10 protein-coding genes are annotated in these 15,373 nt (G+C 71.3%); 2 read left to right on the top strand and 8 right to left on the bottom strand.

Translation table 11 applies throughout. The features are described 5' to 3' along the window. Nucleotides 1-1,922: hypothetical protein (locus P6F26_RS04295; RefSeq protein ID WP_278027416.1), on the top strand; the 1,922-nt coding region annotated here is incomplete at its 5' end. 131 nt (nucleotides 1,923-2,053) lie between these two features. Here P6F26_RS04295 and mgtE read toward each other — a convergent pair. Continuing rightward, on the bottom strand, nucleotides 2,054-3,451 hold the full coding sequence (mgtE, locus tag P6F26_RS04300) for a magnesium transporter (RefSeq protein ID WP_278027417.1): 1,398 nt from the start codon (nucleotides 3,449-3,451) through the stop codon (nucleotides 2,054-2,056). A gap of 109 nt (nucleotides 3,452-3,560) precedes the next feature. Between mgtE and guaD the strand changes: the two genes are divergently transcribed. Continuing rightward, entirely contained in the window at nucleotides 3,561-4,850 is a 1,290-nt protein-coding gene (guaD, locus tag P6F26_RS04305; RefSeq protein ID WP_278027418.1) for a guanine deaminase, read from the top strand. 147 nt (nucleotides 4,851-4,997) lie between these two features. Here guaD and glmM read toward each other — a convergent pair whose 3' ends face one another. From glmM to P6F26_RS04340, 7 genes are all read right to left on the bottom strand, one after another. Next, nucleotides 4,998-6,341, bottom strand: a complete 1,344-nt coding sequence (gene glmM, locus P6F26_RS04310; protein WP_278027419.1) for a phosphoglucosamine mutase — start codon at nucleotides 6,339-6,341, stop codon at nucleotides 4,998-5,000. A gap of 9 nt (nucleotides 6,342-6,350) precedes the next feature. After that, nucleotides 6,351-7,394, bottom strand: a complete 1,044-nt coding sequence (gene folP / locus P6F26_RS04315; RefSeq protein WP_278027420.1) for a dihydropteroate synthase — start codon at nucleotides 7,392-7,394, stop codon at nucleotides 6,351-6,353. An 87-nt stretch (nucleotides 7,395-7,481) separates the two neighbouring features. Next, entirely contained in the window at nucleotides 7,482-8,444 is a 963-nt protein-coding gene (locus tag P6F26_RS04320; protein ID WP_278027421.1) for a dihydroneopterin aldolase, read from the bottom strand. Nucleotides 8,445-8,532: 88 nt separating this feature from the next. Continuing rightward, complete coding sequence (locus P6F26_RS04325; RefSeq protein WP_278027422.1) at nucleotides 8,533-9,207, bottom strand: cell wall hydrolase; 675 nt, start codon at nucleotides 9,205-9,207, stop codon at nucleotides 8,533-8,535. 157 nt (nucleotides 9,208-9,364) lie between these two features. After that, entirely contained in the window at nucleotides 9,365-11,920 is a 2,556-nt protein-coding gene (locus tag P6F26_RS04330) for a putative PEP-binding protein (protein ID WP_278027423.1), read from the bottom strand. A gap of 191 nt (nucleotides 11,921-12,111) precedes the next feature. Then, nucleotides 12,112-14,352 carry a glycine--tRNA ligase subunit beta gene (gene glyS, locus P6F26_RS04335; protein ID WP_278027424.1) on the bottom strand — a complete coding sequence of 747 codons (2,241 nt, stop codon included), beginning with the start codon at nucleotides 14,350-14,352 and terminating at the stop codon, nucleotides 12,112-12,114. A 107-nt stretch (nucleotides 14,353-14,459) separates the two neighbouring features. Next, entirely contained in the window at nucleotides 14,460-15,353 is an 894-nt protein-coding gene (locus tag P6F26_RS04340) for a DUF1206 domain-containing protein (protein WP_278027425.1), read from the bottom strand. Nucleotides 15,354-15,373: the final 20 nt, after the last annotated feature.

Raw genomic sequence — 15,373 nt, forward strand, 5'->3', positions numbered from 1 at the left:
GCCCCGCCCCGCGCCGCGAGGACGCCAAGGCGGCGCGCCCCGTGGTCCCGCCCGCGCGCGGCAAGACCGCCGATCCCTTGGCGGGCGCGCCCGGGAAGGGCCGCCTCTCGGGCCTGATGGGCGCGGCGCCGGGACCGGCCGGACCCGCCGGCGAAGACGACGCGGCGGCAGAGGACAGGACATCCTTCGCGGGCCGCATCTCGGGTCTGCTGGGACGCGGCAGGGAGCGGACGGCGCCCCCCGCTCCCGGCCGCGATGCGCCCGCCGCACCGGCCATCGGCCAGCGCGTCTCGGGCACAGGCCGCCTCACGGCACTTGGCGAGGCGCTGAACGCCGAGCGTGGCGAGGCGGCGGAAACGCCGGTCCCCGCCGCGGACACGGAGCCCGGAGCCCAGACCGGAACCGAGACCGACGCCCAGGACGAAAACCTCACCGGCGGCCTCCTTGGACGCAAGGCGGACGACAGCCCCAGCCCGTCGCTGCGCACCGGCCTGCTTCTGACGATCATCCTTCTGATCCTCCTGGCGGCCATTGCCGTGTGGTCCGCGCTGTTCCTGCCCGACAGCCCGGTGGCGCGCCTTCTCGGCAACGGCGGGGCGAACGACGAGGCCGCCTTCGACGCCCCCGCGCCGCCCGAGGCCATCATCGCACCGCCCGCCATCGGCGAACTTGCCGACGTCAACGCGCCGCCCGGCCGGCTTATCGACGAGGCGCCGCTGGCGGATGCAGCGGACGTCCCCGCCGCGGCGGACGAAGCGGCAGCCGACGGGTTCGAGCTTGCCGCCGCGCCGCAGGAGGCGGCCGCGCCAGAGGCCGAGGCACCGGACGAGGCACCGGCCGCGGAGGCGATCGCAGCCGCCGCGCCCCCGGTGCCCGACCTGCCGCCGCTGCCGCAAGACGCGCTGCCCACGCTTGAGCAGACGCAGGCGGCGTTCGAGGAATACGGCATCTGGCAGCGCCCGCCCGAGCGTCCCGACCTCGCCCCCATCGACACGCTGTCGGACCTGACGATGTCCTCGGCCGATCCCGCGGTCGCCTCCCTCGATGCCGTGTCCCTCGCGCCGCCGCGCGTCGATCCGGCCGAGACGATCCCGCAGGTCCCCGTGCCGCCCGCCTTCGCGGACGCGGTGAGGGCCGCGACGTCTCCTGCGGACGCCCCCGCACCCGCGGCCCTGCCGGAGCCCACGCCAGAGGGCATCGTGACGCCCGAGGGCGTTCTCGTGACCGCCGGGCAGCCTCCGACCGCCCCTGTCCCGAGGCCGCGCGAGGTCGCCCTGCCCGCGCCCGCACCGGTCTTCAACATCGAGGACGCCATCCTCGGCACCTTCCGCCCCACGCCGCGCCCCGACGATCTCGGCGCCGTGGCGCCGCCCCCCGCGCCCGGCGACGCGCCCGTGGCCCGCGCAAGCCTCGTCCCGCAGACGCGCTCCACCCAGGTCACGGGTAGCTCGGCCGCATCGCTTTTCGTCAGCGCCGAGGGGACCGCAACCAGCACCCCGACCGCCCCGGCGACCGCCGCGATCGTGGACGCCACGCCCCTCGCCGTCGCCGCCTCGCTGGTTCCGCCCGCGCGTCCCGGCAACATCGAGACGCTCGTCGCCGCGGCCGTCCGCGCGACGCCCGAACCGCCCCCGGCGGCCGTCGAGACCTCGGCAATCGCGCCCGCCCCGGCCATCCCCTCGAGCGCGGATGTCGCGCGCGCAGCCACGCAGCGCAACGAACTGCGCCTGCGCGACCTCAACCTGATCGGCGTCACCGGCACCCCCTCGGAACGCCGCGCCCTCGTGCGCCTTCCGTCGGGCCGCTTCGTGCGCGTGGCCGTCGGCGACCGCCTCGATGGCGGCCGCGTCGCGGCCATCGGCGAGACCACGCTTCAGTACGTCCGCAACGGTCGGACGCTCACGCTCGACATTCCCGGCTGAACGCGGCCACGCCGGACGCCCGCGCGTCCCTTGTCCCTGCATCGCAACGCAAGTCGGCGGGCCACGCCTCAAGGGCCTCGCCGCGCGCAGGAGGCCCCCCGGACGGCGCGGCCCGCCGCCCGTGTCGGGCTTCAGAGAAGAAAGATCGTCGCCAGCCCGAGGAAGGCGAAGAACCCGACCACGTCCGTCACCGTCGTCACGAAGGTTCCGGAGGCCAGCGCGGGGTCGATCCTGAAGCGGTCCATCACCACCGGCACGAGGATCCCCGCCAGCCCCGCCACCAGCAGGTTTATCACCATCGCCGCCGCGATCACCGCCCCCAGCATGGCCGAGCCGAACCAGATCACGCCCACCACCCCCATCACGACCGCGAAGGCCAGCCCGTTGACCAGCCCCACGCTGGCCTCGCGCATCACCACGCGCGGCAGGTTCGAACGCGTGAGGTCCTTGGTCGCAAGCGCGCGCACGGCCACCGTCAGAGACTGCGTCCCCGCGTTCCCGCCCATCGAGGCCACGATCGGCATCAGCACCGCAAGCGCCACGACCTGCGCGATCGCATCCTCGAACTGCGCGATCACCAGCGACGCGAGGATCGCCGTGATCAGGTTGACGAACAGCCACGGCAGGCGCTGGCGAATCGTCTCGACCGTGCGGTCCGAGATGCTGGAATCCTCACTCACGCCGGCGAGCCTCAGAAGGTCCTCGGCGTTCATCTCGTCCAGCACCGTCATCGCGTCGTCGATGGTGATGATCCCCACCAGCCGCCCGTCCTCGTCCACCACCGGCGCCGAGATCAGGTGATACTGGTTGAAGGCATAGGCCACCTCGTCCTCGTCCTGCGTGGCCGGGATCGCGCGGAAACTGTCCTCCGCGATCTCCCTCAGCGGCGCCCTGCGCGCCGATGACAGAAGCCGGCCGAGCGTGACGTAGCCCGTGGGCTTCATGCGCGGATCGGTCAGGATCACGTGGTAGAACTGCTCGGGCAGCTCGGTCTTGTGGGCGCGGAGATAGTCGATCATCTCGCCCACGGTCCAATGCTCGGGCGCATGGACCACCTCGCGCTGCATGAGGCGGCCCGCGGTCTCCTCGGGATAGGACAGCGCCTGCTCGACCGCCGTCCGGTCGCGGTCGTCCAGCGCGTCGAGGATCGCGGCGGCCTGCTCATCCTCGAGATCCTCGAGGATGTCGACAAGGTCGTCGGAGTCGAGCTGGCGCACCGCTTCGACGACCTGCGCAGGCGGCAGGAGCGCGATGACCTCCTCGCGCAGGCCCCAGTCGAGCTCCGAGATGACCTCGCCGTCGATGCCCTCCGACCACAGCGCGAGCCACGCCGCCCGCTCCCCGCCCGAGACCTGCTCGAGGAGGTCGGCGATGTCTGCGGGGTGCAGCGGCGCCATGAGCGCGTCGATGGCCGCGACGTCGCCCGCATCGACGGCGGCGCGCAGCGCGCCGCGCAGCGACTCGTCCAGCGCGTAGCCCTCCACCGGGTCGTCCGCCTCGTCGCGCGGCTTGTCGATCTGATCGTCCATCGCTTCAGTCCCGTTGCCCTTGGCGTCTTCCCATTAGCCCTAACATGGCCCGCGATGCGGGGCTATGAAGCAGGGGGCACGAATGCCCCGCAAGCACGGAGAAACTTCCATGACCGAGCGGCTTGTTCTCGGCCGGACGCTGACCCTCGACGCCGATCCCCGGCTGGAAGGGCCCGCCGCCGCCCGTCACGAAAGCCGCGGCGCGGTCCTTCTGCGCGACGGGCTCATCGCCGAAACCGGCGCCGCCGACGTCCTTCGTGCCGCCCATCCCGACGTGCCGGTGGACGACCACGGCCAGCACCTCGTCCTGCCCGGCTTCGTGGACGCCCACGCCCATTATCCGCAGACGGCGATCATCGCCTCCTGGGGCAAGCGGCTGATCGACTGGCTCAACACCTACACCTTCCCCGAGGAGATGCGTTTCGGCGACGCCGGCTATGCGGGCCGCGTCGCGGAGCGCTACCTCGACCTTCTGCTCGCCCACGGCACCACGACAGTCTGCAGCTTCTGCACGATCCATCCCGGAAGTGTCGACGCGATCTTCGCCGCCGCCGAAGCCCGCGGAATGCGCGTGCTGGCGGGCAAGACCTGCATGGACCGCGACACGGCCCCCGAGGGCCTGCGCGACACCGCGCGATCGGCCTACGACGACAGCCGCGCCCTACTCCGCCGCTGGCACGGTCGCGACCGGCTGTCCTACGTGATCACGCCCCGCTTCTCCCCCACCTCGACCGAGGCGCAGCTCGACGCCCTCGGCGCGCTCTGGGCGGAACATCCCGACTGCCTGATGCAGACCCACATCTCCGAGCAGACCGACGAGATCGCCTGGGTGCGGTCGCTCTACCCGCAGGCGCGCGACTACCTCGACACCTACGAGGCGCACGGGCTTCTGGGCGCCAACGGCCTCTATGGCCACGCGATCCACCTCGAGCCGCGCGAGATCGACCGGCTGGCCGAGGTCGGCGCGGCCGTCGTCCATTGCCCGACCTCCAACACCTTCATCGGCTCGGGCCTGTTCGACATGGGCCTGCGCGCGCGGATGCGCGTGGGCCTCGCCACCGATACCGGCGGAGGCTCGTCCTTCTCGATGCTGCGCACCATGGCCGCCGCTTACGAGGTCGCCCAGCTTCGCGGCACCGCGCTGCACCCGGCCGAGCTTCTGTGGCTGGCGACGGCGGGCTCCGCGGCCGCGCTCCGCCTCGGCGACCGCATCGGCCGCCTCTCGCCGGGCCTCGAGGCCGATCTCGTCGTGCTCGACCTCGCCTCCACGCCCGCAATCGCGCAGGCCGCCGCCTGCGCGGACGACATCTGGGAAGCGCTCTTTCCCACGATCATGATGGGTGACGACCGCGCCGTCGCCGCGACCTACGTCGCGGGACGGCGCGTGGAGCGTCCCTGACCCTGCTTCATCCTTGCCGGAAAACTCCGGGGGCAGGCGCCGCAGGCGCCGGCGGGGGCGGCGCCCCCGTGCCCCGAGGTCCGCAAGGACCGAGACGAAGACCGCGCGCTCCGGGACGGAGCGCTCCTCTCGTCGGGGACAGCGGCCTCAGACGGCCGACTGCACGGCCCCGACGATCTCGTCGACCACCGCGCTCATCAGCGCCTCGTCCTCGGCCTCGGCCATCACCCGGATCAGCGGCTCCGTCCCCGACTTGCGGATCAGAAGCCGCCCGCGTCCGTTCAGCCGCGCCTCGCCCGCTGCGATCGCCTCCTTCACGCCCGGCAGGCCCAGCGGAACCGATCCCGCCTCGTAGCGCACGTTGCGCAGAAGCTGGGGGACGCGCTCGAAGCGGCGCGCCAGCGCACTCGCCGGCTGCCCGGTGCGCACCATCTCGGCGAGGAACTGCAGCCCGGCCATGAGGCCGTCGCCCGTCGTCGCGTAATCCGTCATGACGATATGGCCCGATTGCTCGCCGCCGAGGTTCAGGCCATGCGCGCGCATCGCCTCGACCACGTAGCGGTCGCCCACCGCCGTGCGGTGCAGCTTCAGGCCCTGAGCATCGAGGAACCGCTCGAGGCCGAGATTGGACATCACCGTGGCCACCAGCGTGCCGCCGGCCAGCCGCCCCTCCAGCGCCCAGCGTTCGGCCAGAAGCGCCATGATCTGGTCGCCGTCCGCCTCTTCGCCCTTCTCGTCGAGCAGGATCACGCGGTCCGCGTCCCCGTCCAGGCAGATGCCGACGTCGGCCCGGCTCTCGCGGATCTTCGCGGCGGCGGCGGCCGTGGCGGTCGAGCCCACGCCGTCGTTGATGTTGGTCCCGTCGGGCGAGGCGCCGATGGTGATCACCTCTGCGCCCAGCTCCCACAGCACCTCGGGCGCGGCGCGGTAGGCGGCGCCGTTGGCGCAGTCGATCACGACGCGGATCCCCTCGAGCGTCAGGCCCGCGGGGAACGTGCCCTTGACCCGCTCGACATAGCGGAAGCGCCCGTCGTCGATACGCTTGGCCCGGCCGATGTTCTCCGCCCGCGCCGGCTCCACGCCGGTGTCAAGAAGCGTCTCGATCTCGGCCTCCGCCTCGTCGGACAGCTTGAATCCGTCGGGCCCGAAGAACTTGATCCCGTTGTCCGAGGCCGGGTTGTGGCTGGCCGAGATCATCACGCCCACGTCCGCCCGCATCGAGCGCGTCAGAAGCCCCACCGCCGGCGTCGGCACGGGCCCGAGCAGAAGCACGTTCATCCCCGTCGAGGTGAAACCCGCCGTGAGCGCGTTCTCCAGCATGTAGCCCGAAAGCCGGGTGTCCTTGCCGATGACGACGCGATGCGCCCGCCCGTCATCGCGGCGGAAGAAGCGGCCCGCCGCCGCGCCGAGGCGCAGCGCCATCTCCGCCGTCATGGGATAGCTGTTGGCGCGCCCGCGCACGCCGTCCGTGCCGAAAAGCTTTCTCGTCAATGCCCTGCCCTACCCCTTGTCGTCGCGTCCGCCGCTGTCCGGCCGGCCGGCACATGCCCGCCAGAGCGCGATGGCCTGCCGGTGCATCTCCATATCATGAACCCTGAGGATCTGTACGCCCTGCGATACGGCCCAAAGGCCGATTCCCGCCGATCCGGGCCCGCGCCGTGAGGGTTCCGCAACACCGGCGAGCCGTCCGATCATCCCCTTGCGCGACACCCCGACGAGGATCGCGCAGCCAAGGCCGTGGAACAGGCTGATGCGCGACAGGAGCGCGCGGTTGTGCGCGTCCGTCTTTCCAAAGCCGATGCCCGGGTCGACCACGATGCGCGCGCGCGCCACGCCCGCCGCCTCGGCCCGCGCCACAGCCTCGCCGAGGGCGTCGAACACGTCGAGCACGACATCGCCATAGGCCTCCTCGGCGAGGCCCTGCATGGTTTCGGGCGTGCCGATGGAATGCATCAGGATCAGCGGCGCGCCCGCCTCTGCCGCGACAGAGGCGACGGCGGGGTCGAAGCGCAGCCCGGAGACGTCGTTGAGAATGCCGGCCCCCGCCGCCAGCCCCGCGCGCGCGACCGCGGACTTGCGGGTGTCGAGGCTGACGGGCACGCCGGGTCCGGCCGCCACCAGCGCCTCGATCACGGGACGGATGCGCGCGATCTCCTGCGACTCGGGCACTTCGGGCGCGCCGGGACGGGTCGATTCGCCCCCGACGTCGATCAGGTCGGCCCCCTCTCGCACCAGTTCGCCCGCCCGCTCCAGCGCCGCCGGCCCCTCGGCGTGAAGGCCGCCGTCGGAAAAACTGTCCGGCGTGAGGTTCAGGATCCCCATGAGGCGCGGCCGGTCGACGGACATGCCGGCCAGCGGCGGCCGCGGCCTGACAAGCGCGTCGAGGGCGTCGGGCGGAATGTCCGCCGCGGGCACGACACGGGACGCGGTCCCGCGCTGCAGGACCTCCACCTCGCGAAAGCGCGTCCAGCCGCCTGCAAGGACGTGGCCCGTGTCCATGAGGGCGGGATCCGTGATCGGGATGGGTCGGTAATAGCTGCGCATGGTGGGGGCATACCCGATAAGCGGCGGCTTCGAAGCATGAAATTTCGCGCCGCCCGCGCAGGGGCCCCGCGTTCGGCGCGGCCGCCTTCAGCCGATCGCGTCGAGCCAGGCGGCCTCGGGCATCGCCGCCGCCCCGAGCGCCAGGACGGGGCGGGCGTCGTCCGGCGGCTCCGCGGGCTCGGCCGGCTCGCCGATGCGGACCACGGCGCGGGCGTCGAAGGCGCGGGCCAGCCAATGGGCCAGCGCCAGCGGCGCCCTGACGCCCGCGTCCGGCCCCTCGACCGCGTCCAGCACCAGCTTGGAGGGCGCCCAGACGCTGATCTTGCCGTGCCGCATCGCCCAGTCGAGTTCCGTACGGCTGTCGACGACCACGCAGCGCGGGTCCCGCGCGGCCAGAAGCCATGCGCCCTGCTCGATCGCCAGAAGGTCGATACGCCGCTGGGGCATCGGGTGCGCCGCGGCGGGAACCGGCACGTCGGGACGCTCCACGCACAGGACGAGCGGCGCGCCGCCTGCCTCCAGCCGGTCCAGAAGTGCCGGCAGGTCGTCGCGCGCCACCGCGGCGTTCGACAGGAAGACGACCACCGGATGCGGCGCCTGGTCGGCCAGGAGGCGCAGGCGCCTGCGTCCGGGCGGCGCCTCGCGCACGATCTCGACGGCGAGCGTGTAGGGTCCTCGGTCCAGCTTGCCGATCCGCACGAAGACCCGTGCGGCCAGCGGATGGGCGAGGATGCCGTCGGCGATGCGCGCGGCCAGGGTCTCGAGCAGGTTGACGCGCTCGGCGGCGAGTGCCGCGTCGATCGCCTCCACGATCGTGTCGTAGGACAGGATCCGGTCCACGTCGTCGGCGGCGGTCTCGGCGCGGGTGTCCACCTCGACGACCACGTCGAAGCGCACTTTCTGACGGATGCCGCGCTCGGCCTGGAAAGCGCCGATCTCGACCTCGCGCAGGTGTTCGGTCATCGCGATGCGGTCGCGCGGCGCGTCTCCGGCGGTGGCCTTGGCGCGTTCGGAGGGATGGCTGAAAGCGGTCGAGAGTTCGTCTGTCATGGCCCGTGGCCTAGCACGGGATGCGGGCCGCCGCGAGGACGTCAAGCGGCAGGTGCGGGCCGGAACGCGACCCCTCGGGCAGGCCGCGTCAGTACTGCTGGCGGTAGAAGACGTGCACGCCGTATTCGGCGGTGCGGGGGTAGACGCGCGACCAGCGCGGGTTGACCCGGTCGGCGTGGTAATGCGTGGCGTTGGCGGTGAGGTCCCGCGGCGCGCCCTCGATCATGATGCGCGCGATGTGGCCGAGCCTGTGCCACGCCGCGTCGTCGGTGATCTCTTCCGGGCGCCCGTCGCAGGTATAGGAGAACTGGCAGGCATGGCGGCGGCCCGTGCCCTCGTTCACCACGCCGCAGATCGTGTCGGGATAGTTCGCGTTGTCGACGCGGTTCAGGATGACCTCGGCCACGGCATACTGGCCCTCGATCGGCTCGCCGCGGGCCTCGAAGTAGAGCGCCTCGGTCAGGCACTGCCATTCCGCGTCGCCGCGCGGGCTGCGCAGACGCTCGAAGCCTTCGGCGGACATGATGCGCGGGTCGTCCGCGTCGGGGCCGTCATAGGGCGCCGCGAGACGGCGGATGCGGGTTTCCGACAGCGAGGCGAGAGACGCCGTTTCGACCCCCATCAGCCCGCCGAGCCGCTCGGAGATGCCGCCGCCCGGCGCGGTGGAGGTGGACAGGGTCACGTCCGCCCGCGCCGGCGCAGTCACCGACACGAAAAACGTCACGCCCGCGGCCACAAGGGCCGGTGCCATCCGTCTCGCCATGTTACCCCTTCCCGGGCGGGCTTGGTGCCCGCTCTCAAGCTTGCTTCGTACGATTCGGACAGGGTGTAGCCCGAATCACCGCCGCCACAAAATCGCCACAGAATCTAGCGGACCGCCCCTAACGGCACGCAAAGAGTTGTTGCCTGAAGGTTAAGGCTTAGGCGTTATTCTTCAAGGCCGCGTGAACGTCGGCGTCGAAGGGTTTGTCCTGAATGCACAATTGCGCGGCGGCAAGCTTGGCCACCGGCACCCGGAACGGCGAGCAGCTGACGTAATCGAAGCCTGCGCTGCGGCAGAAGCCGATCGAGTCGGGATGGCCGGCGTGCTCGCCGCACATCGACAGCGTCACGTCTGGCCGCGTCGCCCGGCCCCGCGCCGCCCCCAGCAGAAGCAGCTCGCCCACCCCGTCGAGGTCGAGTTGCTGGAACGGATCCTCCTGGAACACGCCCTGCTGGACATAGGCCGACATGAAGCGGCCCGCGTCGTCGCGGCTGAGGCCGTATGTCATCTGCGTCAGGTCGTTGGTGCCGAAGGACAGGAAGGCCGAATGTTCCGCGATCTCGCCCGAGCGCAGCGCGGCGCGCGGCGTCTCCACCATGACGCCGAGGCGGTAGGCGAAATCCTTGCCTGTCTCGCTGCGCACCGCCGAGGCGACGGCGTCGATCCGCGCCTTCACCAGCTCCACCTCGCGGCGCGCCGAGACGAGCGGGATCATGATCTCGGGCACGACCGCCGCCCCCTTTCGCGACGCCTTGAGCGTCGCCTCGAAGATGGCGCGGGCCTGCATCTCGTAAATCTCGGGCACCGTGATGCCGAGGCGCACGCCGCGCATCCCCAGCATGGGGTTGAATTCCTGCAGCGACTCGATCCGGGCCGCCACGCGTGACAGCGGCAGGTCGAGCGCCTCGGCCAGCGCGCGCGTGCCCTCCCGGTCGCCGGGCAGGAATTCGTGCAGCGGCGGGTCGAAAAGGCGGATGCAGACTGGCTGGCCCTGCATGATCTTGAACAGCTCTGTAAAGTCGTCGCGCTGCATCGGCAGCAGAAGCTCCAGCGCCGCGGCGCGGTCGGACGGGTTCTCGGCGAAGATCATCTCGCGCATCACCGTCAGGCGGCTGGCGTCGAAGAACATGTGCTCGGTCCGGCAGAGGCCGATCCCGTCCACCCCGAAACGCTGCGCCATCGCCGCGTCCTCGGGCGTGTCGGCATTGGCGCGGATGCCGATGTCGCGGGCGGCGTCGGCCCAGTCCATGAGCGTGGCGAACGCGCCGCCGAGCGCGGGCTCCACCATCCTGGGCGCGCCCACCAGCACCTCGCCCGACGATCCGTCCACCGTGATGACGTCGCCCTCGTGGAACACCTTGCGCCCCGGCACCGTCAGCGTGCGCTTGCGCATGTCGAGCTGAAGGCGCGTGGCCCCCGTGACGCAAGGCAGGCCGAGACCTCGGGCGATCACGGCGGCATGGCTCGTCATGCCCCCGCGCTCGGTCAGGATGCCCTCGGCGGCGTGCATCCCGCGGATGTCCTCGGGGCTGGTCTCGCGGCGCACGAGGATGCAGGGCTCCCCTTGCGAATGCGCGGCCTGCGCGGCGGAGGCGGTGAAGACGATCTTCCCCGTGGCCGCCCCCGGCGCGGCCGATATGCCGCGGGTCAGCACGTCGCGGTCTGCGCCGGGCGATACCTGCCGGTGCAGAAGCTGGTTCAGCGTGTTGGGCGCGATCCGGCGCAACGCCTCGTCGCGGTCAATGACCCCCTCCTCGGCGAGACCGACGGCTATGGCGACCTCGGCCCGGGCCGTGCGCGGCGCGCGCACCGCGTCCAGCACCAGAAGCTCACCGTCCATCAGAGTGAACTCGATCTGCATTTCCTCGCGCAGGCGCCTGCGCACGATGCGCCCGTAGTCGCGCAGCGCCGCCACCTGTTCGGGCGCGTCGTCCTCCAGCGCGGGGCCGCGCGGGTCCTTCTCGATATACATCGCCTCCGAGCGCGACAGGGCCGCGCGCCCCTGCCCCTGCGGCAGGTAGCGGCCCGTCACCTGCGGCTGGCCGGTCTCGGAATTCACGAACTGGACCACGCCCGCGCCCGAAATGCCCTTGCCGGGCCCGCGCGCCATGCGCTGCACCACGAGGCCGAGGCCCGCATCCGAAGGCGCGCCCTGCGCCTGCCTGAGCAGACGCGCGCTTGTCCCCTCCCAGGCGCGCGCCATGCTTTTCAGGACCTGCGCCAGCTGTACCGCGGCATCTTGCGGAAACGGCTCCTCCATCTCGTCCTCGTATTGCGCCTTGGCGAGCCGCGGCGTCATCGGCCCGTCGAAGGCGTCGGCATCGAGGCGCACGACATTCACCGCATAGGCGCGGATGAAGCCCAGATAGAAGGCGTCGGCGGCGTCGGTCCCGAAGCTCGCAGCGAGGCGTTCGTGGACCGCGTCGTTCATGCCGATGTTCAGGATCGTCCCCGGCCCGCCCCAGTCCTGCGCCGCGCTGGACGAGCGCACCGACAAAAGCGCGCCCTCGCCGAAAAGGCCGGTCAGGGCCTCCATGTCGGGCAGCCGGTCGGCGGCGATGGAGCGCACGGTGTCGAAGGGAAGCGCGACCGTCATCGGCACCGGCAGCTCGAGCCTGATCAGCCGCTGAAGGCACTTCGCGCGGTTGCCGTGGCGGCTGGTGCGTATCTCGGCCGTCGGCGTGATCTCGGTGAAGTCGGGGGTGGTGAGCATGATGCCGTCCAGAAGGGCCCGCCGTTTCGCGGTTGCAGCACAAGATACAACCGATGCGCGACCTGTCCAGTTCCGCGCACGCGCCTGCGCGCATCTGCGCACGCGCCTGCGCGCATCTGCGCACGCGCCTGCGCTCACCTGCATCGGCACGCGACGCTTTTTCCCGGCCTCCCCGGCGCGGCAGGGCCCTTCTAGCCCTCCAGCCGCGACAGGTCCGCCACCTGCCCGCAGGTTTCGACGATCTGGTGCAGCAGGTTCAGCCGGTTGCGCCGCACGATCTGGTTCTCGGAATTGACCTGCACCGCCTCGAAGAAGGCGTCGATGGGCGCGCGAAGCTGGGCCATCTGCGTCATCGCCGCGGCGAAATCCTGGGCCTCGAGCGCGGGCCCGATCCGCGCGGTGGCGGTTGCGAGGGCGTCGAAAAGGGCGTGCTCCTCGTTGGTCTCGGCGAATTTCGCATCCGCGCCGAAGCGGTATTCCACGCCGTCCTTCTCCTCGGCCTGGTGCAGGATGTTGGCCGCGCGGCGGTAACCCTGCACGAGGTTCTCGCCGTCCGGCGTGCCGAGGAAATCAGACAGCGCGCGGGCGCGCGCTGCGACCAGCGCGAGGTCGTCCACCGGCGGCTTCGACAGCGCGGCGTCGATCACGTCGTGGCCGATCCCCTCGGCGCGCAGATGCACCTTCAGGCGGTCGTGGAAGAAGGCGAGCAGGTCGGCCGACAGGTCGGGCACACGCACGCGGACGGTCCCCAGAAGACTTCCCTCGCCGAGATCGGCGTCCTTGAGGCGGTCCACGACGGCATGGAACGCGGCCCCGAACACGCCGCGATGCGCGATCTCGTCCACGATTTCCTCAAGGGTCTCGATCACCTGGTCCTCGGCCTTGCGCCGGTTGAGGGCGATCTTGTGCTTGAGAAGCTGGCTGTCGAGGAAGCGGTCGAGGCGCAGGTGCAGGCCGCGGTCGAGCAGGATGCGGATCACGCCGAGCGCGGCGCGGCGCAGCGCGAAAGGATCCTTGGAGCCCGTCGGCTTCTCGTCGATGGCCCAGAAGCCGGTCAGCGTGTCGATCTTCTCGGCAAGCGCCACGGCGACCGAGAGCGGCGCGTCGGGCACGGCGTCCGAGGGCCCGAGGGGGCGGTAGTGGTCCTCGGCGACGGCGGCCACCTCGGGCGGGTGGCCTGCGATCCCGGCATAGTAGCGGCCCATGACGCCCTGCAGTTCGGGGAACTCGAAGACCATTTCGGAATTGAGATCGGCCTTGGCGATCCGGGCGGCGGCCGCGGCCTTCTCGGGGTCCGCGCCGAGCACGGGCGCAAGCTCGCGCGAGAGGCGCGCGATGCGCTCGATGCGGGCCGCGACCGAGCCGAGACGGCGCTCGAACGTCACGTGGTCCAGCGCGTCGAGCCATGTCTCCATGCCCGCCTTGGCGACGCGAAGATCGTTCTCCCAGAAGAACTTGGCGTCCGACAGGCGTGCGGCCAGAACCTTCTGGTTGCCCGCGAGGATCGTCGCCCCGTGATCCGCCGTCTCGCGGTTGGCGACGGTGACGAAACGCTCGATCCGTCCGGTGCCGGGGTTGCGCACGGAAAAGAACTTCTGGTGCTCCTTCATGGAGGTCTGCAGCACCTCGGGCGGCAGGTCGAGGAAATCGGCGCCGATCTCGCCCATCAGGACGACGGGCCATTCCACGAGGCCCGCGACCTCCGCCAGAAGCGCGCGATCCTCGACCACCTCGAGGCCGCTCGCGAAGGCCATGTTGGTTGCGTCATGCCAGATCGCCTCGGCGCGGTCCGTGGCCGACAGGACGACGCGGGCAGCCTTCAGCTTGCGCTCGTAATCCTCGAAGGAGGTGACGGCGAAGCGCCCCGGGGCCATGAAGCGGTGCCCCTCGGTCGTGTCGCCCGAGACGATGCCATCGACCTCGAAGGGCACGACCTCGGCGCCCGCCTCGTCGCTCAGGATGCACAGGATCGAGTGCAGCGGCCTGACCCAGCGCAGGCTGCCAGCGCCCCAGCGCATCGATTTGGGCCAAGGGAAGTTGCGCACGACATGCGGCACGACCTCGGCCACGATCTCGGGCGCGGGGCGGCCGGGCTTCGTGATCCGGGCGATCCAGAACGTGCCCTTCTTCTCCTCGCGCGCCTCAAGCTCGTCCCGGCCCAGTCCGGTCGAGCGCAGGAAGCCGTCCAGCGCCTTTTCCGGCGCGTCGGTGCGCGGGCCGCGGCGCTCCTCGGTGGTCGTGGGGCTGTTGCCCGACAAACCCTCGAGCGCCAGCGTCAGCCTGCGGGGCGTCGACCACGACGCGGCGGAGGCATAGGTCAGCCCCGCCTCGACGAGACCGTCGGTGACGAGCCGCCTGAGGTCGTCGGCGGCGGCCGCCTGCATCCGGGCGGGGATTTCCTCTGAAAAGAGTTCGATCAGTAAGTCGGGCATGTCTCGTCCACGGCTGGTCCGGGAGGGGTCCGGTCATCTCGCCGTGTGGATAGAGACGTGCGGGCGCGGCGTAAAGGGACCGAACCCGCCTTCGCGCCGCCGCCCGCTCAGGACACCGCGCGGCGCGCCTTGCCCTCGGCCTTGCGTTTCGCGCGCTCCGCCTCGGCCCGCGCGTGCATCGCCATGGTTTGCGTGTCGGGGTCGCGCAGCTTCGGGACGACGCGGTAGATCGCTTCGATGAAGTTCTCGATGCCAAAACCGATCAGCCCCAGCGCGATCACGATCAGAAGGATGCGACCGAAAGGCGCGGCGCGGATCTGCTCGAAGGCCGCTCCGACGCCGCCCGCCTCGGAGGGGTCGAGCGTGAAGGCGGCATAGGCGATGAGGACGCCGACGATGCCGACCACGACCCCCTCCGCGATCAGGCCGAACTTCAGAACCGGTTCCAGCCGCTCGGTCGCCGAGGTGTTGACGATGTCCTCCTTGTACTTCTCGGCGAAGCCCTTGTACGCGTAGTAGATGCCCGCTCCGATCACGCCGAGGCCGATCGCGCCGACGATCCAGCGCCCGCCGGGCATCTGCATCACCTGCGACACGAAACCCTGCGTTCCGGATCCGCCGCCGCCCCCGCCGCTTGCGTTGCCACCCATGGCGAGCGAGGCCACCGAGACGCCGATCGCGCCGTGGATGACGCCCGTCGCCACGAGGCCCGCGCGCGACACCAGGCCCTTGCCGTCGGCGCCGTAATCCTCGAGGTCGAGGGCCGCGTCGAGGAAGCGCCAGATCATGTAGGCCCAAAGGCCCGCCGCCATGACCCACAGCAGCGTCTGGCCGAAGGGTTCGTTCCGCAGCGTCGAAAGTGCGCCGGTCGTGCCCTGTCCGCTGCCACCCAACCATGCCGACCAGACAGCGACGCCACCCACGACGACATAGACAAGTCCCCGAGCGGCGTAGCCCGCCCGCATGATCGGCATCACCCAGTTCAGAGATCTTTCGGCCATTCTGCGCTCCATCCGCTGCG

Origin of the sequence: Roseicyclus salinarum (assembly GCF_029624655.1) — a bacterium.
GTDB classification, from domain to species: domain Bacteria; phylum Pseudomonadota; class Alphaproteobacteria; order Rhodobacterales; family Rhodobacteraceae; genus Roseibacterium; species Roseibacterium salinarum.